The organism is Nocardia sp. CA-120079, from assembly GCF_050955745.1.
In the GTDB taxonomy this organism is placed as follows: Bacteria; Actinomycetota; Actinomycetes; order Mycobacteriales; family Mycobacteriaceae; genus Nocardia.
The window spans coordinates 3,699,554-3,723,899 of sequence record NZ_CP192088.1 but is presented as its reverse complement, the minus strand read 5'-3'; the positions used below and the strand labels follow the sequence as shown (position 1 = coordinate 3,723,899).

The 24,346-nt window shown below is 66.0% G+C and carries 24 protein-coding genes and 1 pseudogene; 15 read left to right on the top strand and 10 right to left on the bottom strand.

The features are described 5' to 3' along the window. Entirely contained in the window at nucleotides 1-990 is a 990-nt protein-coding gene (locus tag ACQPYR_RS17095) for a heme o synthase (RefSeq protein WP_387284466.1), read from the bottom strand. A gap of 305 nt (nucleotides 991-1,295) precedes the next feature. Between ACQPYR_RS17095 and tkt the strand changes: the two genes are divergently transcribed. The 5 genes and pseudogenes from tkt to pgl all read left to right on the top strand — a co-directional run bounded on the left by tkt (nucleotide 1,296) and on the right by pgl (nucleotide 7,869). After that, complete coding sequence (gene tkt, locus ACQPYR_RS17090) at nucleotides 1,296-3,437, top strand: transketolase (protein ID WP_433633325.1); 2,142 nt, start codon at nucleotides 1,296-1,298, stop codon at nucleotides 3,435-3,437. Nucleotides 3,438-3,443: 6 nt separating this feature from the next. After that, nucleotides 3,444-4,562: pseudogene (gene tal, locus ACQPYR_RS17085) on the top strand (transaldolase); the annotation flags it as partial. Between the two features lie 88 nt (nucleotides 4,563-4,650). Further along, the gene (zwf, locus tag ACQPYR_RS17080) at nucleotides 4,651-6,210 is read left to right on the top strand and encodes a glucose-6-phosphate dehydrogenase (protein ID WP_433633323.1); all 1,560 of its coding nucleotides are present in this window, start codon (nucleotides 4,651-4,653) and stop codon (nucleotides 6,208-6,210) included. After that, on the top strand, nucleotides 6,207-7,115 hold the full coding sequence (gene opcA / locus ACQPYR_RS17075) for a glucose-6-phosphate dehydrogenase assembly protein OpcA (protein ID WP_387284474.1): 909 nt from the start codon (nucleotides 6,207-6,209) through the stop codon (nucleotides 7,113-7,115). Before zwf ends, opcA begins: the two co-directional genes overlap by 4 nt. Next, nucleotides 7,108-7,869 carry a 6-phosphogluconolactonase gene (gene pgl / locus ACQPYR_RS17070; RefSeq protein ID WP_433633321.1) on the top strand — a complete coding sequence of 254 codons (762 nt, stop codon included), beginning with the start codon at nucleotides 7,108-7,110 and terminating at the stop codon, nucleotides 7,867-7,869. The genes opcA and pgl overlap by 8 nt, the downstream gene beginning before the upstream one ends. Here pgl and ACQPYR_RS17065 read toward each other — a convergent pair. Next, on the bottom strand, nucleotides 7,866-8,639 hold the full coding sequence (locus ACQPYR_RS17065; protein WP_433633319.1) for an amidohydrolase family protein: 774 nt from the start codon (nucleotides 8,637-8,639) through the stop codon (nucleotides 7,866-7,868). The two genes, pgl and ACQPYR_RS17065, sit on opposite strands and share 4 nt — an antisense overlap. A 65-nt stretch (nucleotides 8,640-8,704) precedes the next feature. Between ACQPYR_RS17065 and ACQPYR_RS17060 the strand changes: the two genes are divergently transcribed. After that, nucleotides 8,705-9,058 carry a MerR family transcriptional regulator gene (locus ACQPYR_RS17060; protein WP_433633317.1) on the top strand — a complete coding sequence of 118 codons (354 nt, stop codon included), beginning with the start codon at nucleotides 8,705-8,707 and terminating at the stop codon, nucleotides 9,056-9,058. Between the two features lie 127 nt (nucleotides 9,059-9,185). Next, complete coding sequence (locus tag ACQPYR_RS17055; protein ID WP_433633315.1) at nucleotides 9,186-11,360, top strand: thiamine pyrophosphate-dependent enzyme; 2,175 nt, start codon at nucleotides 9,186-9,188, stop codon at nucleotides 11,358-11,360. A gap of 67 nt (nucleotides 11,361-11,427) precedes the next feature. Here ACQPYR_RS17055 and ACQPYR_RS17050 read toward each other — a convergent pair whose 3' ends face one another. Further along, nucleotides 11,428-11,856 carry a hypothetical protein gene (locus ACQPYR_RS17050; RefSeq protein ID WP_433633313.1) on the bottom strand — a complete coding sequence of 143 codons (429 nt, stop codon included), beginning with the start codon at nucleotides 11,854-11,856 and terminating at the stop codon, nucleotides 11,428-11,430. 193 nt (nucleotides 11,857-12,049) lie between these two features. Here ACQPYR_RS17050 and ACQPYR_RS17045 point away from each other — a divergent pair, with 193 nt between their 5' ends. The 4 genes from ACQPYR_RS17045 (at nucleotide 12,050) to ACQPYR_RS17030 (ending at nucleotide 14,850) form a co-directional block, all read left to right on the top strand. Further along, nucleotides 12,050-12,946, top strand: coding sequence for a Scr1 family TA system antitoxin-like transcriptional regulator (locus tag ACQPYR_RS17045; protein WP_433633311.1), 897 nt, complete (start codon nucleotides 12,050-12,052; stop codon nucleotides 12,944-12,946). Nucleotides 12,947-12,964: 18 nt separating this feature from the next. Then, a complete protein-coding gene (locus tag ACQPYR_RS17040; protein WP_433633309.1) occupies nucleotides 12,965-13,786 on the top strand; it encodes an SAM-dependent methyltransferase in 822 nt (273 codons plus the stop codon). Between the two features lie 62 nt (nucleotides 13,787-13,848). Further along, nucleotides 13,849-14,247 (top strand): DUF397 domain-containing protein, encoded by a 399-nt coding sequence (locus ACQPYR_RS17035; RefSeq protein WP_433633307.1) that lies wholly within the window; start codon nucleotides 13,849-13,851, stop codon nucleotides 14,245-14,247. Between the two features lie 123 nt (nucleotides 14,248-14,370). After that, nucleotides 14,371-14,850 carry a hypothetical protein gene (locus tag ACQPYR_RS17030; protein WP_433633305.1) on the top strand — a complete coding sequence of 160 codons (480 nt, stop codon included), beginning with the start codon at nucleotides 14,371-14,373 and terminating at the stop codon, nucleotides 14,848-14,850. 5 nt (nucleotides 14,851-14,855) lie between these two features. Here ACQPYR_RS17030 and ACQPYR_RS17025 read toward each other — a convergent pair whose 3' ends face one another. Continuing rightward, complete coding sequence (locus tag ACQPYR_RS17025) at nucleotides 14,856-15,842, bottom strand: alpha/beta fold hydrolase (protein WP_433633303.1); 987 nt, start codon at nucleotides 15,840-15,842, stop codon at nucleotides 14,856-14,858. Nucleotides 15,843-15,896: 54 nt separating this feature from the next. Here ACQPYR_RS17025 and ACQPYR_RS17020 point away from each other — a divergent pair, with 54 nt between their 5' ends. Further along, nucleotides 15,897-16,745: an SDR family NAD(P)-dependent oxidoreductase gene (locus ACQPYR_RS17020; protein WP_433633301.1), complete on the top strand. Its 849-nt coding sequence runs from the start codon at nucleotides 15,897-15,899 to the stop codon at nucleotides 16,743-16,745. A gap of 3 nt (nucleotides 16,746-16,748) precedes the next feature. Here ACQPYR_RS17020 and ACQPYR_RS17015 read toward each other — a convergent pair whose 3' ends face one another. After that, nucleotides 16,749-17,582, bottom strand: a complete 834-nt coding sequence (locus ACQPYR_RS17015) for a LysR family transcriptional regulator (RefSeq protein ID WP_433633299.1) — start codon at nucleotides 17,580-17,582, stop codon at nucleotides 16,749-16,751. Nucleotides 17,583-17,652: 70 nt separating this feature from the next. On the opposite strand from ACQPYR_RS17015, the gene ACQPYR_RS17010 reads away from it, so the two are divergent. After that, a complete protein-coding gene (locus ACQPYR_RS17010; RefSeq protein ID WP_433633297.1) occupies nucleotides 17,653-18,783 on the top strand; it encodes a YbfB/YjiJ family MFS transporter in 1,131 nt (376 codons plus the stop codon). Here the strand turns inward: ACQPYR_RS17010 and secG are convergent. Genes secG through ACQPYR_RS16990 form a run of 4 tightly spaced genes read right to left on the bottom strand, consistent with a single transcriptional unit; the run spans nucleotide 18,770 to nucleotide 22,188 of the window. Next, on the bottom strand, nucleotides 18,770-19,003 hold the full coding sequence (gene secG, locus ACQPYR_RS17005) for a preprotein translocase subunit SecG (protein WP_063043223.1): 234 nt from the start codon (nucleotides 19,001-19,003) through the stop codon (nucleotides 18,770-18,772). The two genes, ACQPYR_RS17010 and secG, sit on opposite strands and share 14 nt — an antisense overlap. 58 nt (nucleotides 19,004-19,061) lie before the next feature. Continuing rightward, nucleotides 19,062-20,672, bottom strand: a complete 1,611-nt coding sequence (locus ACQPYR_RS17000) for an MFS transporter (protein ID WP_433633295.1) — start codon at nucleotides 20,670-20,672, stop codon at nucleotides 19,062-19,064. Between the two features lie 50 nt (nucleotides 20,673-20,722). Then, nucleotides 20,723-21,355, bottom strand: coding sequence for a hypothetical protein (locus ACQPYR_RS16995; RefSeq protein ID WP_433633293.1), 633 nt, complete (start codon nucleotides 21,353-21,355; stop codon nucleotides 20,723-20,725). Continuing rightward, nucleotides 21,352-22,188 carry a hypothetical protein gene (locus tag ACQPYR_RS16990; protein WP_433633292.1) on the bottom strand — a complete coding sequence of 279 codons (837 nt, stop codon included), beginning with the start codon at nucleotides 22,186-22,188 and terminating at the stop codon, nucleotides 21,352-21,354. The genes ACQPYR_RS16995 and ACQPYR_RS16990 overlap by 4 nt, the downstream gene beginning before the upstream one ends. Before the next feature lie 176 nt (nucleotides 22,189-22,364). Here ACQPYR_RS16990 and ACQPYR_RS16985 point away from each other — a divergent pair, with 176 nt between their 5' ends. Both ACQPYR_RS16985 and ACQPYR_RS16980 read left to right on the top strand, forming a co-directional pair. Further along, entirely contained in the window at nucleotides 22,365-23,156 is a 792-nt protein-coding gene (locus ACQPYR_RS16985; protein WP_433633290.1) for an META domain-containing protein, read from the top strand. Between the two features lie 2 nt (nucleotides 23,157-23,158). Continuing rightward, entirely contained in the window at nucleotides 23,159-23,677 is a 519-nt protein-coding gene (locus tag ACQPYR_RS16980; protein ID WP_433633288.1) for a hypothetical protein, read from the top strand. Between the two features lie 6 nt (nucleotides 23,678-23,683). Here ACQPYR_RS16980 and ACQPYR_RS16975 read toward each other — a convergent pair whose 3' ends face one another. Beyond that, on the bottom strand, nucleotides 23,684-24,313 hold the full coding sequence (locus ACQPYR_RS16975; protein ID WP_433633286.1) for a DUF1579 family protein: 630 nt from the start codon (nucleotides 24,311-24,313) through the stop codon (nucleotides 23,684-23,686). Nucleotides 24,314-24,346 lie beyond the last annotated feature (33 nt).

Genomic DNA, 24,346 nt, shown 5'->3' with positions numbered 1-24,346 from the left:
TCAGCCGAAGAAGCTGCCGATCGTGTCCCACCCGAGCACCGAATCCACCGCGAGACCACAGAACACCACGGCCAGATAGTTGTTGGACTGCAGGAACAGTCGCAGCGGCTTCACCGATTCACCGCGCCGCACACCGGAGTACAGCTGGTGCGCCATGAGCAGGAACCAGGCTCCGGCCACGAGCGCGACGGCCGCGTAGACCACACCGGTCGCGGGGACCAGCGCGAGAGTGGTGAGCACGGTGAGCCAGGTGTAGATGACGATCTGCTTGGTGACGGCCTGCTCGGTGGCCACGACCGGCAGCATCGGCACACCGGCCGCCCGGTAGTCCTCCTTGTAGCGCATCGCCAGCGCCCAGGTGTGCGGCGGCGTCCAGAAGAAGATGACACCGAACAGCGCGATCGCGGGCCAGCCGATATTTCCGGTGGCCGCCGACCAGCCGACCAGCGCGGGCATACATCCGGCCGCGCCGCCCCACACCACGTTCTGCGAGGTCCGGCGCTTGAGGCCGAGGGTGTACACGAAGACGTAGAACAGGATGGTCGCGACGACCAGCAGACCACTGAGCAGATTCGCCTGCCACCACAGCCAGGCGAAGGAGCCGATGCCGAGGGTGACACCGAAGACGAAGGCATGCGAGGTCGGCACGGCGTCCCTGGCCAGCGGCCGCTTCGCCGTCCGCTTCATCACCTTGTCGATATCGGCATCGGCGACGCAGTTGAGCGTATTGGCGCTCGCGGCGCCCATCCAACCGCCGAACAGCGTGACCAGGATCAGCCGGATGTCGACATGGCCGCGATCGGCCAGCAGCATCGTCGGAATGGTCGCGACCAGCAGCAGCTCGATGACGCGCGGCTTGGTCAACGCGATATAGGCGAGGGGTCGCCGCAGTAGTCGGGACAGCAGGCCGTCGCCGGTCAACCGGTCGGCCAGCGCCGTCGCGGAGGAGCCGTGTGCGCCATTGCCACCCGGCTGTTGCCCAATCCGCACTGTCTCTCCTCGCACGCTGTGCATCGCATCCGGCATCGAACCGCCACCGTCCCCCCCTGCTCGAGCTGGTGCGAGGCGGCAACTACTACAGACGATGGTAGACCCAGCCGCACAGCCTTCTTTCCATAGCCCCTCGCTCCGGCACACTGTCGCAGCGATTCGACACCCGTAGTAAGCCGGGTTCCTCACATGCCGGTCACCGGGCACATCTAGGGTAGTTGGGGTAAACCGGTTCGCATTCCACCGCTGCCGTGCGTGCACCCCTCCGCCACCGTCGACGAAACAATGTCAGGAGAACCTCGGTCGTGTCAGTGACAGACGACATCCGCGCCCTCACTCAGCCGCACCACCCGGACGACTGGACGGATCTGGACACCAAGGCCGTCGACACCGTTCGGGTTCTGGCCGCCGATTCGGTGCAGAACGCCGGGAACGGGCACCCCGGCACCGCGATGAGCCTCGCACCGCTGGCCTACACGCTCTACCAGCGCACCATGCGCCTGGACCCGAGCGATCCGAGTTGGGTCGGCCGGGACCGCTTCGTACTGTCCTGCGGCCACTCCAGCATCACCCAGTACATCCAGCTCTACCTGGCCGGATACGGTCTGGAGCTGAACGATCTCGAGCACCTGCGCAAGTGGGGCTCGCTCACCCCGGGCCACCCCGAATTCCGCCACACCGACGGCGTCGAGATCACCACCGGCCCGCTGGGTCAGGGTCTGGCCTCCGCGGTCGGTATGGCGATGGCGGCACGGCGCGAGCGCGGTCTGTTCGACCCGGACGCCGCACCGGGCACCAGCCCGTTCGACCACTTCATCTACGTCATCACCTCCGACGGTGACATGGAGGAGGGCGTCACCTCCGAGGCCTCCTCGCTCGCGGGCACCCAGCAGCTGGCCAACCTGGTCGTGATCTACGACGACAACAAGATCTCCATCGAGGACGACACCACCATCGCCTTCACCGAGGATGTCGCCGAGCGCTACGCGGCCTACGGCTGGCACGTTCAGGTGGTCGAGGGCGGCGAGGACGTCGTCGCCATCGAGGCGGCGCTGGCCGCGGCCAAGGCGGAGACCGGTAAGCCGTCGATCATCGTGCTGCGCACCATCATCGGCTTCCCCGCCCCGAACAAGATGAACACCGGCGCCGCGCACGGTGCCGCACTGGGCGCAGACGAAGTGGCCGCGACCAAGAAGATCCTCGGCTTCGACCCGGAAAAGAACTTCCAGGTCGACGACGACGTCATCGCGCACACCCGCAAGGTCATCGAGCGCGGTCGGCAGGCGCATGCGGCGTGGCAGCAGCAGTTCGACGCGTGGGCCGCCGCGAACCCGCAGAACAAGGCGCTGTTCGATCGGCTCGCCAAGCGTGAGCTGCCCGCGGGTTGGGCCGCGAATCTGCCTACTTACGAGGCGGATCCGAAGGGGATGGCCACCCGCAAGGCGTCCGGCAAGGTGCTCGCCGCGCTGGCGCCGGTGCTGCCGGAGCTGTGGGGCGGTTCGGCCGACCTCGCCGAATCCAACAACACCACCATGCCCGACGCGCCGAGCTTCGGTCCGGAGTCGATCTCGACCGGCATGTGGAAGGCCAACCCGTACGGCCGCACCCTGCACTTCGGTGTGCGCGAGCACGCCATGGGCGCGATCCTGAACGGCATCGCCCTGCACGGACCGACCCGTCCGTACGGCGGCACCTTCCTGGTCTTCTCCGACTACATGCGCCCGGCCGTGCGCTTGGCGGCGCTGATGCGGGTGCCCGCGATCTACGTGTGGACGCACGACTCCATCGGCCTCGGTGAAGACGGCCCGACGCATCAGCCGATCGAACACCTGGCCGCGCTGCGCGCGATTCCGGGCCTGAACGTGGTCCGTCCCGGCGACGCCAACGAGACCACCTACGCCTGGCGCACCATCCTCGAGCGCGACAGCAGCGAGCACACCTCGCACTTCTCGGTCTCCGAACCGGCACACCAGGACGGGCCGTCCGCGCTCGCGCTGACCCGCCAGGATCTGCCGATCGTCGAAGGCACCAGCTACGAGGGCGTCAAGAAGGGCGGCTATGTGCTGGCCGAGGCGTCCACCGGCACCCCGCAGGTAATCCTCATCGCGACCGGATCCGAGCTCCAACTCGCAGTCGCCGCCCGCACTACGCTGGAAGCGCAGGGCATCGGCACCCGCGTGGTCTCGATGCCGTGTGTGGAGTGGTTCGACGCGCAGGACAAGGCATATCGGGACGAGGTGCTGCCGCCGGCGGTCGCCGCTCGCGTGGCCGTCGAGGCCGGTATCGCGATGCCGTGGTACCGGTTCACCGGTGACGCGGGCGAGATCGTTTCGATCGAGCACTTCGGTGCCTCGGCCGATTTCAAGACCCTGTTCCGCGAGTTCGGTATCACCGCGGAAGCCGTAGTCGCTGCCGCGCAGCGCACCCTGGAAAATGTGAAGGGATAAGAGCTCATGGCACAGAACGAAAACCTCGCCGCCCTCTCCGCCGCGGGCGTCTCGGTGTGGCTCGATGATCTGTCTCGGGACCGGATCCAGTCCGGGAACCTGGCCGAGCTCATCGAAACCCGCAGCGTCGTCGGCGTCACCACCAATCCGACCATCTTCCAGGGCGCCCTGAGCCAGGGCCACGCCTACGACGGTCAGGTGAAAGAGCTTGCCGCCCAGGGCGCGGATGTGGATTCCGCGATCCGGACCATCACCACCGACGACGTGCGTGCGGCCTGCGACGTGCTGGCCGGGGTCTACGAGGCCAGCAACGGTGTCGACGGCCGGGTCTCCATCGAGGTCGACCCGCGCCTGGCCTTCGACGCCGAGCAGACGGTCGCGCAGGCCATCGACCTGTGGAAGACGGTGGATCGGCCCAACCTGTTCATCAAGATTCCGGCCACCGAGGCGGGCCTGCCCGCGATTACCCGGGTGATCGCGGAGGGCATCAGCGTCAACGTGACCCTGATCTTCTCGGTCACGCGCTACCGCCAGGTGATGGGCGCCTACCTCGACGGTCTGCGCGGAGCCAAGGCCACCAGCCACGACCTGGCCAAGATCCATTCGGTCGCTTCGTTCTTCGTCTCCCGCGTGGACACCGAGATCGATAAGCGACTCGAGGCGATCGGTACACCGGAGGCGCTGGCACTGCGCGGACAGGCTGGTGTCGCCAACGCGCGCCTGGCCTACGCCGAATACCAGGATGTCTTCGACGGTGGAGCGCACACCTCGACCTACGCGCATCTGGCCGCCTCCGGTGCGAATCGGCAACGGCCGCTGTGGGCTTCGACGGGTGTGAAGAATCCGGAGTACTCGGACACGCTGTATGTCACCGAACTCGTCGCTCCGAATACAGTGAACACGCTGCCGGAGAAGACCCTCGAGGCCGTCGCCGATCACGGCGAGATCCGTGGCGACGCCGTCAGCGGTACCGCCGCGGCCGCGCAGGAGGTCTTCGACAAGCTGACCACGGTCGGCATCGACCTCGACGACGTGTTCGACGTGCTCGAGCGCGAGGGTGTGGAGAAGTTCGAGAAGTCGTGGGAGGAGCTGCTTTCCGCCACGGCAGGCGAACTGACTGCTGCCGATTCGGCAGGATCGGGTCCCTCCGTGGCCACGCAAGCTACCTCCTCCGGGCCTGCCGATCCTGCCGGGTCCGGGGACAACTGACCCGATGGCCGGCACGCAGACGAATACCTGGAAGAACCCGCTCCGCGACGAGCGGGACAAGCGGGTCCCCCGCATCGCGGGGCCGTGCAGCATGGTGATCTTCGGCGTCACCGGCGATCTGTCCCGGAAGAAACTGATGCCGGCCATCTACGATCTGTCGAACCGGGGGCTGCTGCCCCCGGGCTTCGCGCTGGTCGGCTTCGCCCGCCGGGACTACGCTGACGAGGACTTCGCGAATGTCGTGCTCGAGGCGGTAAAAGCGCACGCCCGCACCCCCTTTCGGCAGGAGGTCTGGGACCACCTGGCCGAGGGCATCCGCTTCGTGCAGGGCTCCTTCGACGATGATTCCGCCTTCGCCAAACTCGCCGACGTATTGGCGAAGCTGGACAAGGACCGCGGCACCGGCGGCAATCACGCCTTCTACCTGTCGATTCCGCCGAATATGTTCCCGGTGGTGCTCGATCAGCTCTCCGAGCACAAACTGGCCCAGCCGACGAAAACCGAGGGCGAGGGCCGCAAACCCTGGCGTCGGGTGGTGATCGAGAAGCCGTTCGGCCACGACCTGGACAGCGCGGTCGAACTCAACGCACTGGTCAACCGGGTGTTCCCGGAGGAGACGGTATTCCGCATCGATCATTATCTCGGCAAGGAGACGGTGCAGAACATCCTGGCGCTGCGCTTCGCCAACCAGCTCTACGAACCGATCTGGAATGCGAATTACGTCGACCATGTGCAGATCACCATGGCCGAGGACATCGGATTGGGCGGGCGCGCAGGCTATTACGACGGTATCGGCGCGGCCCGCGATGTCATCCAGAATCACCTGCTGCAGTTGCTCGCGCTGACCGCCATGGAGGAGCCGATCAGCTTCGAGCCCAAGCAACTGCAGGCGGAGAAGATCAAGGTGCTCTCGGCGACCAAACTCGTCGAGCCCCTCGACGAAACCACCGCGCGCGGACAGTACGCGGAGGGCTGGCAGGGCGGCGAGCATGTGGTCGGGCTGCTCGACGAGGAGGGTTTCGACCCGCAATCGCGCACCGAGACCTACGCGGCGATCACCCTCGACATCGACACCCGGCGCTGGGCGGGTGTGCCGTTCTACCTGCGCACCGGAAAACGCCTGGGCCGCAGGGTGACCGAGATCGCGGTGGTGTTCAAGCGGGCCCCGCATCTGCCGTTCGACCAGACCATGACCGAGGACCTCGGGCAGAACGCAGTGGTCATCCGGGTGCAGCCCGATGAAGGCATCACCACCCGATTCGGTTCGAAGGTGCCGGGGTCGAGCATGGAAGTGCGCGACGTCAATATGGATTTCAGCTACGGCGAGGCGTTCACCGAATCCTCCCCCGAGGCCTATGAACGCCTGATCCTCGATGTGCTGCTCGGGGTGCCGTCCCTGTTCCCGGTGAACGCGGAGGTCGAATTGTCCTGGCGCATCCTGGATCCGGTGCTCGAGCACTGGGCCGCCGACGGTAAACCCGAACAGTACGAGGCGGGGACCTGGGGTCCGGCCTCGGCCGATGAGATGCTGGCCCGCACCGGGCGCGAATGGCGGCGGCCATGATCGTCGATATGCCGCAGACCACCACCGCCGAGGTCACCAAACGCCTGGTGCGCCTTCGGGAGAGCAATGGTGTGATCACCATGGGCCGGGTGCTGACTCTGGTCGTGTGCACGTTGGACAGTTCCGAGGCCGAGGACGCCATCGACGCCGCCAATGACGCCAGCCGCGAACATCCCTGCCGTGTGGTCGTTTTGGCGCGCGGGGATCGCGAGGCCGAGACCCGGTTGGATGCCCAGATCCGCGTCGGCGGTGATGCCGGAGCAGCCGAAGTGATAGTGCTGCGGCTGCAGGGGGATCTGATCAACCATGAGAGCAGCGTCGTCATCCCGTTCCTGCTGCCGGACACCCCGGTCGTGGCGTGGTGGCCGCGTGGTGCCCCGGAGTTCCCGTCCAAGGATTCGGTGGGGCGCTTGGCGACTCGCCGCATCACCGACGCCACCTTCGCCGCCGATCCGCAGGCGACGATCAAGAAGCGGCTCGGCTCCTACGCCTCCGGCGATACCGATCTGGCGTGGAGTCGCATCACCTACTGGCGGGCGCTGTTGGCGGCCGCCATGGACGAACCGCCGTTCGAGCCGGTGGATTCGGTGATCATCTCCGGACTGCGCGAAGAACCCGCGCTGGATATGCTCGCGGGCTGGTTGGCCGCCCGGCTCAACTGTCCGGTGCGTCGCCGCTCGGGTGCGTTGCGGGTGGAGGTGCATCGCCCGACGGTGTCGATCGCGATCGAGCGGCCGCAGACCGGGCGCACCGCGACACTCACCCGCACCGGTGATCCGGATCAGCGAATCGCCTTGGCGCGCCGAGAAACTCGCGACTGCCTCGCCGAGGAACTGCGACGGCTGGATGCCGACGAGATCTATGCCGAGGCACTCGCCGGAATCGAAAAGGTGACATATGAGTGACCGCGCGAATGTTCCCGCGAGCGCCGTCGAAGTACACGACGACACCGATGCCTTGATCGCCGCCGCAGCCGCGCGATTCGTCGCGGTCGTGGTGGCGGCGCAGACCGAACGTGGCTCCGCGTCGGTGGTGTTGACCGGCGGTGGCACCGGGATCGGACTGTTGGAACTGGTCCGTAAGGCACCCGGCGATATCGACTGGTCGCGGCTCGATGTGTTCTGGGGTGACGAACGATTCGTGCCCGCGGGCGATTCGGAGCGCAATGATCTGCAGGCGCGACAGGCGCTGCTGGATCATGTGCCGGTTGATCCGTCGCGAGTGCATCCGGTTGCCACCTCCGATGGTGAGTATCCGGATCCGGTCGAAGCCGCCGCCGAATATGCGGCGGCAGTGCACGCGCACCTGGCCGAGCACGGGGCTTTCGATCTGCATCTGCTCGGTATGGGTGGCGAGGGGCATGTGAATTCGCTGTTCCCGCATACCGATGCGGTGCGCGAACAGCACGAACTCGTTGTCGCGGTATCGAATTCGCCGAAGCCGCCGCCGGTGCGGGTCACGCTGACGCTGCCCGCGGTGCGACACAGTCGCCATGTTGTGCTGGTTGTCGGTGGTGCCGCCAAGGCCGAGGCCGTCGCCGCCGCGGTTGCCGGTGCGGATCCGGTGGAGATTCCCTCGGCGGGTGCCGTCGGGTCGGAATCCACTACGTGGCTGTTGGATCGGGATGCGGCCGCGGCATTGCCGGATGCCGCGAGCTAACTCAGCAACTGCTGCGCGGTTGCGCCGAGGACCAGTTCACGCACGTGTGGTGAGCGGGTGGCGCGTTCCACGGTGATGCGTGCGATGACCGGGTCACCATAGGGGGCATCCGAGCCGAAGAGGGTGCGCTCGGGAATTTCGGCGATGGCCAGGCGGACCGCGAAAACGATACTGGCAGTGGACAGTTCCAGGTACATATTCGGGGTGTCGCGAACCAGTTCGATCGCGTCCATCCAGTGCGCGCCGCCGAGTTGGGAGACCACGAGCGGCACGCGGGGGTAGCGTCGCGCAAGGGCGGTCAGGGTGCGCAGGTCGGCGGCGGTTGTTGGTGCGGCGCCGTGCACGACGACAGGAAGTCCATCGTGGTCGGTGGCGGCGCGGAGTACCGGCTCGATCAGGGCCGCTCGGTCGGGCGGCGGGGTCAACTCACCGATGCCGCGCAGACCGCGCCCGACTACGTCGCGGTCGACGATCGCGTCGGCATCGGGCGGGTCGAGCGGTACCGAGGCGAATCCGATGATGCGGTCCGGGTAGGCGGCGATTGCGGCATCGAGTTCGCGCCGGGCCGTTTCGCGCCCGAGGTCGCCGCCGCCGGCGAGCGCCTGCGTCAGCAGGTCCATCTCTTCGCGTAGTTCGGTGAGGTTTCCGGCTCGTTCGGGATGTGGTCGGGTCATGAACACGATGGTCTTGTCCACGCCTGCCTCATCGAGTAGCGCGATGTGGTCGGCGAGCGGGTCGTGGACGTGGCTGTGTGCGTCGATGATCAACATTTCTCCTGACGGAATCGAGTTGTGGGCTCGAGTGTTGATCCCTGACACCATGGGAAGGTCAAATCATGCTGATCGGTGAGCTGGCCGGCCGTACCCACACCAGTGAGCGGCTGCTGCGGTATTACGAGCGGGTCGGGTTGCTGTCGGCCGAACGCCGCCACAATGGGTATCGCGAGTACGACGCCGATGCCGAGGAGCGTGTCGGGCAGATTCGCGCGTTGCTCGCGGCGGGGCTCTCGACCCGGGTGATCGGGCAGTTGCTGCCGTGCGCTCTCGACGACGGTGCGTTGCGGGCCTGTCCTGGTGTGTTGCCCGCGTTGCGGGATCGGCTGGCGGAGTTGGATCGGCGGGCCGCCGAGCTCGATACCGCGCGCGATCTGCTGCGGCGGACGATCGAGGAGACCGAGCAGTCAGGCTGATAGATCCGCGATTCGACGCCGTGGTACTCGGAGAATTTTCTTGCAACTACCGAGGTGATCAGAATATTTTCGGAAATAGCGCCGAAATCAGGTCCGCGGAGCAGCGTTTGTCGGAGATGATCACAGCGTGACCGAACAGCGAGTCGACCTCGAGGAGCGGTTCCGTGCCGAGCTATCGGCCTTGGAGCCGCGGCCCAGCCGTCCTGTCGAACAGCCGCTCGAGGAGGTAGGGCTCACCGGAGCCCAGTGCCTGGACCTGTTCGAATCACAGGCGACCAGTAGGCATCTCGATCTGGCGGCGCGCCGGTTGGGCAGCGCCAAGCGCGGCTATTACAGCATCGGGTCGTCCGGGCACGAGGGCAACGCGGCGGTTGCGGCGGCTCTGCGCCCCACCGATCCGGCACTGCTGCACTATCGCTCCGGGGCATTCTTCGTGCACCGGGCCAGGCAGGTGCCCGGCCTCGACCCGATCCACGATGTGCTCCTCGGCGTGGTCGCGGCGGCCACCGAACCGATATCCGGCGGCCGTCACAAGGTTTTCGGCAGCAAACCGGCCGCGGTTATCCCGCAGACCTCTACCATCGCATCACATCTGCCGCGCGCCGTCGGACTCGCCTTCGCAATCGAGCGTGCGGCTCGGCTCGGCGTAACCTGTGAATGGCCGTCGGATTCGGTGGTGCTCTGCAGTTTCGGCGATGCGTCGGCCAATCACTCCACCGCCGCCGGTGCCATCAATGCCGCGATTCACACAGCGCGCCAAGGTGTTCCGCTGCCGCTACTGTTCGTATGCGAGGACAATGGCATCGGCATCAGCGTCCCGACCCCGCCCGGCTGGATCGAACAGTCCTACGGCATCCGCCTCGGGCTGCAGTATTTCGACGCGGACGGCTGCGATCTCCTCGACGTCGCGACAACCGCGACCCAGGTTGTCGACTGGGTGCGCGAACACCGCAAGCCCGCCTTTCTCCACCTGAGCACCGTACGACTCATGGGACACGCCGGATCCGATGTCGAATCCGCCTACCGCAACCCCACCGATATCGCCGCCGACCTGCGCCGCGACCCGGTGGTTGCAACGGGCCGCATCCTGGTCACTTCCGGTGTCGCCACCCCGGCCGAAGTCATCGCACGCTACGACGAAATCGGTGGCCGAGTCGCCGCCATGGCCGAATTGGTTTGTCGTGAACCGAAATTGACTTCTGCCGCTGCGGTGATGGCACCGCTGGCCCCGCCGCATCCGGACCTGGTGCAGGCCGACGCTTTGCGTCGAGGACACTCAGCGACACAAGGTGATTCGGTGACATTGGCGCAGGCGATCAATCAGACGCTCGCCGCCCTGCTCGACCGGGACAACGACGTCCTGGTATTCGGTGAGGATGTCGGCCGCAAGGGCGGCGTGTACGGCGTCACCAAGGGCCTGCAGAAGCAGTTCGGTGTGCGCCGCGTCTTCGATACATTGCTCGACGAACAGAGCGTGCTCGGCACGGCTCTGGGCGCCGGGCTCGCCGGTTTCGTGCCGATTCCGGAGATCCAGTATCTCGCCTACGTGCACAATGCCGCGGACCAGTTGCGCGGAGAAGCCGCCACACTGTCGTTCTTCTCCCAGGGGCAATACCGGAATCCGATGATCGTCCGCATCGCCGGTTATGGCTATCAGCAGGGGTTCGGCGGCCACTTCCACAACGACAATTCCATTGCCGCACTGCGCGATATCCCGGGCTTGATCATCGCCTCCCCCGCTCGCGCCGACGATGCCGCCGCCATGCTGCGCACCTGTGTCTCCGCCGCGCGCGTCGACGGCCGCGTATGCCTCTACCTCGAACCGATCGCCCTCTACCACACCCGCGACCTGCACCAACCCGGCGACAATGCCTGGCTTGCAACACCTTCCGACACCGACCATATCGCCATCGGCCGCGCCCGCAGCTACGGCGACGGCACCGACCTCACCATCGTCACCTTCGCAAACGGTGTCCCCATGAGTCTGCGTGTAGCCCAACGGCTCTCATCACGCGGCATCCGAGTCCGCGTGCTCGACCTCCGCTGGCTCTCGCCCCTCCCTCTCGACGACCTACTCGACCACGCCCGCGCCACCGGCCGAGTCCTCATCGCCGACGAAACCCGCCACGCGGGCGGCGTCTCCGAATCCCTTTGCGCCGCCCTGATCGACGCCGGTTTCAACGGCCCCGTCACCCGCGTAACCAGCGCAGACTCCTTCATCCCCTTGGGCAAGGCCGCCACTACCGTCCTGCTCGACGAATCCCGAATCGAATCCGCAGCCACGAAACTCCTCACCCGCTAGCCGTTCCGGACCGCGCGTCACTCGCCGACCCCTCGTATCGGCGAGTACCGCGCGCCCGCTGGAACCGTTATCGCCGCAACCGCAGCACCGTTTCCAGGACTTCTCGCATCGATGGCCGAAACCTGTTGTGCGGCTCGTGGATCCAGCGCCGAAATCCGCGCCGCTCGTCAGCGGGAGAGGGCAGCACAATGTAGTTCGACGCAACGCCGATATTCCAGCGCAGCAGCGCGGGGGTCAGACTCTCCGGACACGGTCCGGACGGTCCGGTCAGAAAGGCCCACCGCCGCGACGCCGGATGCTCTATCACCGGCCCCAACGGCCCCTGCTGCTGCGCGACGACTTCCGTTGCCAGTCTCGAGGGCATCAACACCGCATTGACGGGTCCGGTCTGCACGATGATCCGCGTCTCGGTGTCGGGCAGGATCACCGCGGGCAGTCCCAGATCGCGTTGGTAGTGCCGACAGCGCTGCGCGGTTGCCTCTGCGCTACTGGCCATTTCACACCATCCGACGATCGTTCGTGGCTGTCGTCATCCGACGCCCCCTCAAACCGCGACGCAGGGGACAGTCCTCGATGACACCCACTGCCTCGGCGTGCCGTGATATCTTTGGTGTGGTAATGCTAGCGTGATTATCACGCTCCAGGAAGTGAATCGGATGAGTAGCGTCAGACCGATACGCTGGGGAGCCATGGGAACTCGATTACGGACCGCGCGAAAATTGTTGCTGGGACGCGAGATCGAGCATATGGTCCGCACCGCGGGTGTGAGCCAGACCGAGGCGGGCAAAATCATCGAGTCGACCCAGAGCCGAATCAACCAGCTGATCAACGGAGTCGGCGCCATCAGCGTCGGCGATCTGGAACTTCTCACGACCACACTGGGTTTCACCGATCCGGGCTATGTCGAGACGCTCAAGGAACTACGCCGTGACAACCACAAGCGCGGCTTCTGGACCACCGGCCATCGCCGCGCCTACGTCGAGGACCTGCGACTCCTCGTCGATCTGGAGGCGCATGCCAGTCTGTTGCGCACCGCCGAGGCGGAGATCATGCCGGGACTCGTGCAGTGCGAGTCCTACATTCGCGCACTGCACGAACCAACCACCACGGTCGCGGCCGACCGCGTGACCGTCGAGGAGTCGGTGCAGGCGCGGCTGGCCCGGCAACAGGTCCTGACCGAGGCGGACCCGCCGGAATTCCGCGCGATCCTGTCCGAATCCTGTCTGCGCCGCGAATACGGCGGGCGCGAGGTGATGCTCGAACAACTCGAACACTTGTCGAGTCTGTCCAGGCGGCCGAACATCCTGATCCAGGTACTCCCATTCACTGTCACCACCCGCGGGGCGGGGATGGAGGACCGGTACACCCTGGTCCGAGTGCCGTCACCGGGTGCCGCAGGCGACCTCGAGATGGCGATCGTGGAGAGCCAGGGCGATATCCGCTACATCGATGACAAACCCGCGGTGGCGGCCCGCGAAACCGTATGGTCCCGGCTCAGCGCCGCCGCTCTCGGCGCCGCGGACTCCCGGAAATTCATGGAGCACGTCGCACGATCGTTGCGCCGCAAGACATTCACAAGTACTTGACGAATCAGGAGCACCCGGATGTCCGCCGACTTCGAGCCCCGAGAAATTGATGCGAGCCGACCATCCGCGGCCCGCATGTACCACTACTACCTGTCCGGGGAAGCCGTCTTCGAGGTCGACAAGATCTTCGGTGAGCGACTGTTCGAAATACTTCCGTTCCTTGATGTGTGGGCACATCTCAACCGCGGATTCCTGCGCCGCGCAACACGATTCATGGTGGAGCAGGGCATCCGGCAATTCCTCGATATCGGTTCCGGACTCCCCACCGTCGGCAATACGCACGAGGTCGCACGGGAATCGGCGCCGGATTCGCGCGTGGTCTATGTCGACAACGACCTGGAAGCGGTCAATCGCGCCCACGACCTCCTGCTGCACGGCGATGCCCTCGACAACACCGCCGTCATCGAGGCCGACCTGCGTTATCCCGACCTGATTCTGGACCATCCGGATACCCGACGGCTGATCGACTTCGGGCAGCCGCTGGGCCTCTTGATCGTCAGCGTCTGGCCGTTCGTGCCCGACGCCGACCAGCCGCACGAGTTGATGGCTCGATTACGCGACCGGCTCCCCTCGGGCAGCTATGCCGCGATGACCCACGTATCCCTGGACGACGCCGGTCCGGAGATCAAGCAGCAGATGGCCGCAGCCGCCGCACTGTATGACGAGACCTCCGATCCGGTGTCCTTGCGCACCCGCGCCCAGTTCACCGCCCTCTACGACGGCCTGGACCTGGTCGAACCCGGTATCGCCTACGCACCGGACTGGCGCCCGGACCAACCGGTCGACCGGGCGGATACGGCGCGGCCGTGTAATTTCGCCGCCGTTGGCTATAAGCCTTGAAGGACGAGCAACGGGTCTGCCAACCCGCGCGACTCCTGCTCTACCCGTTGAAAGGACATGCAATGACGCAGCCCACCTTCACCGTCGCCGAATTCCGCAAGGCGACCTTCAGCTCGCCCAACCAGAATTGCGTGCGCATCGCACGCAAGAACGGGTGGACTGCGGTCTGGGACGACAAGCTCGCCGACGAACGCTACACGCCCGGAACGGCGTTGCGCGACCAGGAAATTCTCGTCTTCACCGATGAGCAGTTCGACGTTTTCCAGGCCGGGATGCGGGCGGGTCGCGTCGAGGATCGATATCTGGCGATATCGCGTCGCGACGGCGGATACGTTTTCCGTGCCGCCATTCCCCAGCCGATCGATGGCGTGGAACTACTCTTCGATCAGGATGAGTTCGATGCCTTCCGGCAGGGTGTGTTGAACAACGAATTCGATTGCGCGCGATTCATCGCGGCCTGAGAGCTATCCCGGTGGCGCCGACCGATCCGACACGCGGTAGCCGACTTCCGGTGAATCCGATTCGGCGGCGCCACCGGGGAAATACAGTGGACCTACGGTGACCAGCGGCGAAAGGGCACGGCTATGACCACGATGTCCATGCTCGGCGAGGTACGACCCGAACACGATCGGGCGATCGAGGAAGGCCGGGTGCTACTGCACTTTCTGCGGTCGTTCCGCCTGCCCGTACTCGACGTATGGTCCGCCTGCGCCGAACGCAGGCAACTGGATCGCTGGTTCGGCAAGGTCACCGGTGGCAATGGCAACCTGACCATCGAACCGTTCGACGGTCCGGTCCCCGGCCCCATCGCAATCCGTGTCGAAGACTGCCGCGCACCACATGATCTGGTGATCCATATCGATGGCGGCATCCTCGAAATGCATATGACACAGGTGGGGGTCGTCACCAATCTCGAACTCATCCGCCGCCACATCTGCCCCGCCGACGCCTGCTCGGTCGGCCCGCGCTGGCAGTACCTGCTGGATCGGCTCACCGCCTACCTGGACCGACGTCCACTCCCCAGCTGGGCCGACTACCCCGAGTTGACCAACGAATACCGCTGACCCGGCTATTGCGTGAGGGCCGGATTCGGGACCAGGTCGCGCAGGTGGCTCGTGATCAGAGCGTTGACCTCGTCGGTGCGTTCCAACTGCACCAGATGACCCGCGTCCGCGATCTTGGTGACGGCGCGCAGCTCCGGAACGTTCGCACGCAGAGTTGCCAGCGGGTCACGCCCGCTGAAGCCCTCCATATCCGGATCTCGGTCGCCGTAGAGGAAATACGTCGGAACGGAGATCTCGGCGCCGGCGAATTCGGCGGTGACTTCCCAGTTCCGATCGAGCACGCGGTACCAGTTGAGACCGCCGGTGAAGCCGGTGCGCTCGAAATCCTGTGCCAAGGTGTCGAATTCGGCGATGGAGAGCCAGCGCCACGGCAGCAGCGGGGCTTCGGGGAGAACGTCGAGGTAGCCGGTACCCTCGGCCGGGAAGCGCCAGGTGTCGAGATAGTGGTAGTCGGCGCTGAGCGAATAGTAGACGCGAGCCAGGAATTCCCTTGTGCGACCGCCCAGTTCGGCATCGGCTACGCCAGGCTTCTGGAAATAGTCCAGATGCAGGAAGTGACGCTGAGCGGCCTTGGCCCATAGCTGCGATGGCGCGCGCGGCGGCCGCGGAGCGAACGGATTATTGAGCACGATGACACCGCTGACCCGCTCCGGCGCGCGCAACGCCAGCTCCCACACCAGCGCGGCCCCGAAGTCCAGACCGACGAAGACCGCCTGCTCGGCACCCATCTCGTCCAGCAGGCCGAGCAGATCGCCGATGACAGCGCGGTTGGTGTAGTCCGCAATATCGGTCGGCACATCCGTGCGCCCGTATCCGCGCAAATCCGGCGCAACGGCCCGGTAACCCGCGGCGGCGACGGCCGCGAGCTGGCGATGCCACATGAACCAGGTATGCGGAAAGCCGTGGCAGAAGATCACCGGATGCCCCTCGCCCTGCTCGGCGACATGCATGCGAATGCCGTTGCTCGTAACGAACCGATGGATCAATTCCACTACGGCCTCCAATTGCTAGAACGTGTTCTTGTTTCACGGTAATGTCCCGGGATCGTGAACGGAATACCTCAGGTTCTAGGCGGCCGAGTCGCAGTGGTGACCGGCGCGAGCCGCGGCATCGGCAAGGGCATCGCGCTGGAGCTGGGCGCTGCGGGGGCCACCGTCTTCGTCACCGGGCGCTCGGCCGTACCAGGACGGCTGCCGGGGACCGTGCACGCGACCGCGGCCGAGATCGACCTGCACGGCGGCGTCGGGGTTCCGGTCGTCTGCGATCACCGCGACGACGATGCGGTCGAGCGACTGTTCGAGCGGATCCGCAACGAGCACGGACGACTAGATGTGCTGGTGAACAACGTCTACAACGCTCCCGCTGCCGCGCGTTGGCTGGGCAAACCGTTTTGGGAGGTGCCGCCGCAGGCCTGGGATGAGACATTCGACGTCGGCCTCCGATCACATTACGTCGCAAGCGTTTTCGCCGCTCCCCTGCTGATCGAATCGGCGGGCCTGATCGCCAATATCTCCTCCCCCGGCGCCGAACGCTATATGCACAACGCGGTATACGGCGTCGCCAAGGCCGCGCTGGACCGGCTCACCTCGGATATGGCCGACGATCTCGCCGATTCGGGCGTCACGGTGGTCTCGCTGTGGCCCGGAATCGTCGACACCGAACTGCTGCAAATGGTGCCACGCGATAAGGACGGCCGCCGCGTCGTCTCGCTGCCCGGTGAGGGCACCTACGACCTCGACAACGCCGAATCCCCCCGCTTTCCGGGCCGCGCGGTCGTCGCACTGGCCGCCGATCCGGACCGCAGCCAACGCTCCGGATCGGCTTGGCGCATAGCGGATCTCGCCGAAGAGTACGGTTTCACCGACGTCGACGGCCGCATCCCGCGCAACGACTGAGATTCAGACCAGGCTCAGGAAGCGCCGCACCGATCGCAACGGCGTCGGCTTGACCCGCCAGGTCAGATAGATATGCGAGCGCGGCGCATCCACGATGTCGACATAGACCACGCCCGGATGCGGTGCCCGAGAGCGTGCCAGCACCGGCACGATCCCGATACCGCGTTCCGCCGCGACGAGTTCGATCCATTCGTCGAAATTCGTGCAGGTGATCACGGTTCGGTTCGGATCGGGTGCGTCCCATGATTCGGCATCGGTGGTGCCGGAAACGGTATTGGCCACCAGCGGAAAGTGTGCGAGATCGGCCCAACGCAGCTCGACCGCGGTTGCCAGCGGTGAATGCACCGAAACCGCCAACACCCGCTGCTCCGACCCTATTTCGCGGGATTCGAGATGGTGCGGCAACCAGATATCGTTGCGGTGGATGGCGATATCGATCGAGCGGTCGTCGAGTGCCGCCATCGGATCCTCCACGCGGCGTAGCGAAATCCGGCCGCCCAGCGCCTCGTAGCGGGTGCGGATCGCGGCGAACCAGGCATCGGGCACCAGCCAAGAGAATCCGACCTCGATCGTGGCGCGCATGCGCAGATCGGCCTGGACGGTCTCGATATCGCCGATGATGCGTCTGCTGTGTTCGAGCAGCTCGGCTCCGTCGTCGGTCAGCTCGAAGCGCCGGGACGTGCGCTCGACCAACCGGCATTCGACCAGGCGCTCCAACTGCTGGATGGTTCGGGTCAGCGCGGGCTGGCTGAGGTGCAGCCGGGCGGCGGCGCGGGTGTAGTTCGCTTCGTCGCAGAGCGCGACGTACGCCCGCAGGTGCCGCAGCTCGATATCCATGCGTCGAGGGTATACATCGTGCACAGAAAGCATTTCACAGGCTTGTCAGCGGGCCATACCGTCGGATCTTGTGACCGCATCAGCTCTCGACACCCCGCGCCGCACCATGGCACCGGCAATCGCCGCAGGTGCGGGCCTCGCAGGCGCCGTCGGTGTCGGGCGCTTCGCCTACACACCGCTGCTGCCCGCGATGGTGGACGCGCACCGCATCGACGCCCACGATGGCGCGCTCATCGCCGCCGCCAACTATGCGGGCTATCTGGTGGGCGCGGTGCTGCTCGCGCGTCGTCCGGAGATGAACAGCCGCACTATCTTTCGCATTTCGACCGTGGTCCTGGTGGTCAGCGAAGCATTGGTCGTATTGCCCGGCCCGACCGTGATCCCCGCGCTGCTGCGACTGATCGCGGGCTTGGCCAGTGCGATGATCTTCGTCGGCTGCGCGGGCACGATCGCTCGACTCGGTGGCCGCGCGCATGCTGCGGGCATCGCCTTCGGCGGGGTCGGTTTCGGTATCGCACTCACCGGATTGCTCGCGCTGGCCGCGCAGCCGGTCTTGTCCTGGCAGGGCCTGTGGCTCGGTGCCGCCGGACTGACCGCCTTACTGCTGTTGCCCGCCCTCCGACTGGATATCCACGACGGGCGGGGCGCCGAGGTGGTCCACGCGAAACGGAAAAGCACGGCTTGGCGCGCACTGCTGGTTTCTTACTCGCTCGAAGGCGTCGGCTATATCGTGATCGGTACCTTCTTGGTCGCCGCCGTCGGCGCGCACAACGCGACCGTGGGCTCGGCGATGTGGGTGATCGTCGGCGCGGCTGCCGCACCGGCGGTGCTCTGGAGCATTGCCGCACATCGCTGGACGCCGACGACCGCCCTGGTCCTCGCGCTGCTCGCGCAGTGCGCCTCGTCGGCCCTGCTCGCCTGGTCGACAACCATGTGGTCGGCGATTATCGCGGCCGCACTGTTCGGCGCGACGTTCATGGGCATCTGCATGCTCGCGATCCAGATCGGCATCGAATTGACCGACCATCGAGCCGCGGCCACACTCACCGCGGTCTATGGCGCGGGGCAGATGCTGGGTCCCCTGGTTGTCGCACCGGTAATCGGCGACGGCTATGCGATGGCCTTCGTAATCGCGACCCTCGTGCTGGCGGCGGCGACAGCGGCAGCCGTCATCGTCGCCAGGCAACTCAGGCGAACTTGATCTCCAGGCCGATCCCGAGGATGGCGATGAGCCAGATCAAGCCGGTGAAGATGGTGATGCGGTCGAGGTTCTTCTCGACGACGGTCGAACCCGACAGGCTGGACTGCACGCCGCCACCAAACAAGCTGGACAGACCTCCACCCTTGGCGCGGTGCAGCAGCACCAGCAGCACCAGCAGCACGCTGGTGACGATCAGGAGGATATCCAGGAACATCCGCATGCCGCACAGTCTATGGGTGCGGGTCGGTACCCGCATAATCACCCCGGCTCGACGCGACCTACGGTGTGTCTACCGCAACCAGGTGCGTGGCGGTGTCCTGGCCGATCATGAACTCCGCGACGGCGCGTTCGCGCAGTTGGTCCTGAGCGGTCAGCCGCACCTGATGCTGGTGCATATGCTCCGACCAGGAGCGCACCACGAAGGCCTCGACGTAGCGATCGATCACCCCGACGTCGCGATACAGCCGCCATTCCATCGCGCCGGTGCGCTGCATGGACCTTCCGACGAACACCATCGCGGCCAGGAATTCGTCGATCTTCTCCGGCGGGACATCGTAGGTGCGCAACACCAGCACCGGCCCGTCCTCGGGATCCGGTTCGACCACGAGCTGCGGTTCCGGCCAGAAGACGCTCGGGCTCAGATCCATCTCCTCCGCGTTGTGGCGGATCGGCAGCCAGACCGAACTCAGCGCGGAACCCGCCAACAGCACCGCCGCCGCCAGCAGTGCGGCCACCGGGCCCACCGCGCCGGCGACCAGACCCCACACCAGCGAACCGAGTGCCTGGCCGCCCATGAACACCAGCATGTACACCGACAACCCGCGCGCCCGCACCCATGCGGGCAGCAGCAATTGCATGGTGGAGTTCATCGTCGACATCGCGAGCAGCCAGGCGAATCCGGCCCCGACCAGCAGCACCAGCACCACCGGCACGCTGGGCAGCACCACCGCACCCGCCGAGGCGATGCCGAACAGTACCGCGGCCGCGGTCAAGCGCTGCGTGGGTGTCAACAGGGCACGGACCCGACCCAACCCGACCGCACCCGCCACCGCGCCGAGCCCGAGCGCGCCGAGCAGCAGACCGTAGCCCGATGAGGACAAGCCGAGTTCGTCGCGGGCGATGACCGGAAGCAGCGCCCACACCGCGCTCGCCGGCGCGATGAACAGAATCGAGCGCAACAACACCCGCCGGATCGCGGGCGCGGCGCGAATGAACCGGGTGCCCGCCTGCAGCGCCGCCAGCGGACGTTCAGTGGGCAGCTTCCGTTCCTTCGCCGGTCTTCGCCAGCTGAGCAACACCGTCACGATGCCGACGAACGACACCGCGTTCAGCGCGAACACCAGCGTCGGCCCGGATACCGAGACCAGTACGCCCGCGATGGCGGGTCCGACCGCGCGCCCGATATTGATATTCATGCTGCCCAGCGCGGCGGCGGACGGGATCTGTTCGCGCGCAACGAGTTCCGGCTGAATCGCCTGCCAAGACGGCGCCGTCAACGCTTGCCCGCACCCGAGCAGGAACAGCAACGTCAACAGCACGCCCGCAGTGGTGTGCCCGGTCGCCGTCGACACCGCGAGCACCGCCGCCAACACCGCCATCGCCGACTGGGCCCCGACCAGCAACCTGCGCCGATCCAACAGATCCGCCAACACCCCCGACGGAATCGATAACAGCATCACCGGCAATGTCGTCGCCGTCTGCACGAAGGCCACCAACGTCGCGGCATTGGGCGCATCGACCAGAATCCACTGCGCCCCAACGGTTTGCATCCAGGTACCCAGATTCGAGACCAGCTGCGCGATCCAGAGCGCTCGATAGATTCGCGACCGTAACGGCGCCCAAGTGGATAAGGGTGTCGTCGCATCAGCAGTGGTCACTGGCCCGAGCATAGCTACGGGTCGAATTACGTGCCCGTTCGCCATTGGTGTGGATCTGGTGACTACGACCTCGGCACGGCTCGGGTCGCCGCGGTGGCAGGCCGGAGCGGCTGGTGGTCGACGAGCGGGATCGGCCGCCGCAGATCGACCATGGTCGCCAGCGGGATCGGATGTGCACGCTCGATGATCGGCCCGACTTCCGGTACGCCGATCGAAACCGTCACCGTGCAGTCACCAGGGCCCAACGCCGCCAGCATGCCATCGCGAACAGTTGCCGCGAGTGGCCGAACCAGCACCGCGACACAGAGTTCGAGCTCGAATTCGCCCACCTGGCTGCCGTCGACAGTTACCTCGAGGCGCGGACAATAGCTCCGGGTGACCTCGTGTTCGAACAATTCGACCTGCTCGACTCCGCCCGTGCGGGTTCGCATCGCCGCATTGTGCAGCCGTTGGTAGCGACGCCAACCCGCGACCACGACCCCGCCGAGATCAACCTCGAGCAACCCGTCCACCACCCGCGCCACCTCATGCAGCGCCGCCGTCCGCACGACCTCGGTAGCGACCGGTGTTCTGCGCAAAGCCAGCTGCTCGACGCCGCTCGCGCCCAAGCGCTCGGCCAGCTCTCCCTCGACGGCCTCACGCGCTAGCTGCCCGAACAAGACCGCCCGAGCCGTGATCGATATCGGCCTCGTCATCGCGAAACCTCCCTGATGTGCAGTTGCGGCTCACCGGCACTCAGCCGAACCCGAACAGCCGGAACCGTGGGGCGCGTGAATTCCCGAATATGAATCGACGGCCGCAAGTCCCCCGCCACCTCCACGCGTACCGACGGCGGGCGCGGATCACGGTGGTACGCGCGCGACCGATCGGCTGCCTTACGCCACTGGCGCAGTACGAGCGCCGCCACACCGAGGGCGAGGAGGAGCAAGCCGATTCCCAACACTGCGCCGAAGTGGTTGCGCCGCTGCGGCGCCCGCCCTGCCGTCGACGTGTCGGATGTTTGCGCGACAGCTGCTTGGCTAGTGGTCGTCGTGATCGGCTTGGTGGTCGTGGTCGTGGTCGTGCCGGAGCGAGGTGCGATCGTGATCTGCCGGACTGCGGACGCCTCGCCACACGCCGCGCTGATCGTCTGCGGGCCGGTTGCGGCCTGATTGGACACGGCAATGGAAGTGGCGAAGGTCCCCTGGGAGACCGACGCGTTCTGCGGCGAACCGGACCAGCTCGGGGTAAGCCGGACCACGGTACACGGCCAGTAACTGCCGTTCACTGCGATCTGTGTGCCTCGTTCCGCACGGGTCGGCGCAACGTCGAAAGTGGGATCGGGACGCGGACAAGTCTCCCCCACCGCCGTGCGCGCCGTAGTGCACGGCCCCGCCTGCCCTGCGGTTGTCGAAGATGTGGTCGGCGTAGGTGTGGTCTGTGTAGGTGTGGTTGTCGTGGGCTCCGACACCGCCATCGGTACCGCCACCGCGCCGAGCACACCCGCGGCGGCCGCCGCGACAAGGAACGCTCGCACCTCGCTTCTCATAGCTACCTCTCCGAAACGCGGATCACCGAGCATCGATCCGTGCTCCGGAATCAAGTCTGTGCCCCGCCCCGACACACCGACACGAGTAATCCACTACCTGTTTCGACGGTCGAGCCCGCCGCAGTGGCCAGCTGAATTGCGCGGTTTCCAGCGGCAACGCCCGTACCATCGGCTACATGTCGGCTACAACGGTGCGCGTCGGGATTCTTCTGGCTATGGCGGCCGGTCTGGTGGCCGGATGTTCGGACGATGAGAAGCAGAACCGACCGGCGGGGTCGCCGATGGGGCGCACATTTGTCTCGACCGGGGTCGAGGGGCGGCAGATTCCGGGCGGCGGACCGATGACGCTCACCTTTACCGATGGCAGGATCTCGGCGAACTCCGGCTGCAATACCGCCGATGGCACGGTGGATCTGACCGATGGGACCCTGCATGTCGGCACGCTCTCGAGCACGCTGATGGCCTGCCCGGATGAACGCAGCCAAGCCGATAGCTGGCAGGACAAAGTGCTGACGTCGCTGCCGAAGTGGCGGGTCGATGATTCGACACTGACGCTGACCGGGAAGGAAACAACGGTCACGTTGCTGGACAAGAAGCTCGCCCAACCCGATAGGCCGCTCATCGGCACGACATGGATCGTCTCCGCCCTGATGACGCCCGATGCGCAGATCCGTTCCCAGACGCTGGACGATGTGAAGCCGACGCTCACCATCGCGGCAGACGGTGGGGTCGCCGGAAGCGCCGGATGCAATCGCATGACCGGTCACGCCACCGCATCGCCCACCGCCAACGGTCCGGACGTCACGTTCCAGATCGGCACCACGAAGATGGCGTGCGCGCCGGAGATCATGGAGGTCGAGCAGGCGGTGCTGAAGGCCCTCGACGGCAAGACAACAGCGACCATCGACGCGGACGCGCTGATACTGCGCAATACCAACGGCTTCGGCCTGACCTTACGCGCGGCATAGTCGTGGACCAAAACGCTTCCCGCACACCGAATCTCCGCCACCCGGACCGCAAACGCACCTGGCATACCGAGATAGGCCCGTGGCCGGACCTTCCGTCCGCCCACATCGAGAAGCTGCCCGCGCCGCCGTCCCCGGTAACCCTCGTCCGCTACGCCGAGCTCTACACCGCCGCGGGCCGCATCCGCCGCACCGAACACGGCGGCTTGGATATGGATACCGTCGCCGCGCTACTCGCCGCGCGCGACGAATTCCTGCACACCACCTTCACTTTGGGCTTTATCGACCCCGACGGCGCACTCCTGGCCGAATGCTCGGTCGGCATCTCCGGTACCACGGCCAAGCTGTACATCGTGCACGCCACCAAGCAGCCCGCCGAACTCGCCCACCTCCTGCGCGGCACCCTGTACCGACTACACGTGCACTATCCGAACGTGCGGACCGCCGAGATCTCGACGGACCCGCACGACGAGCCACTCGAGCTGGCACTCACCGCCAGCGGTTTCATCGTGAACCACCTGTGATCCCAACTACTTCCGCGTCAGGATCACCCGGTCCGCAATGCGCTCAGCCTCCCCGGGCGGGGCGAAGTAGAGCTCCATGGTCACCCGATCGGCCGACTCCAGCTTGATCACCGTCCGCATCGGAATCGTCTTGCCGACGAATTGCGGACCGAGCACACCCGGATCGGTGAACTCCCCCGCCACCTCGATGTCGGCGGCGCTGCCGCTGGCCTTGGCGCCCTTGTAGGTCATCATCATCGGGGTCACGCTGTCCACTGTGGACCATTCGTAGCGGTCGTCGGTCGGCGAATAGCCGAGCGTGCCGAGCCGGTAGTACGGCTTGCCACCGAAGGTACCCTCGGCCTCCTCCTGCATGAAGTTGTTGCCCGTCTTGCCGATCCAGTGCCAGCGCGAGGTGATATCGCTCTTTATCGGATTGTCCGCGGTGCCGCCCGCGATGAATGTCGACTTCGCGCCATTCCATTCGCCCACCAGCTGATTCAACTTCTGGTGCCCGGCATCCTGGTTGGTGGGAGCCGCCTCGGAACTCGATATGGTTTCCACCGGCGAGGGAGAATCGTCGGAGCATCCGGCCCCGAACGCGGTGAACGCCATGAGCGCAACCGTCACCAGTGCGCGCGCCTTCGTTGATCTCACGTGAAAGTCCTTGTCGGCCTACGGATCAGAGAC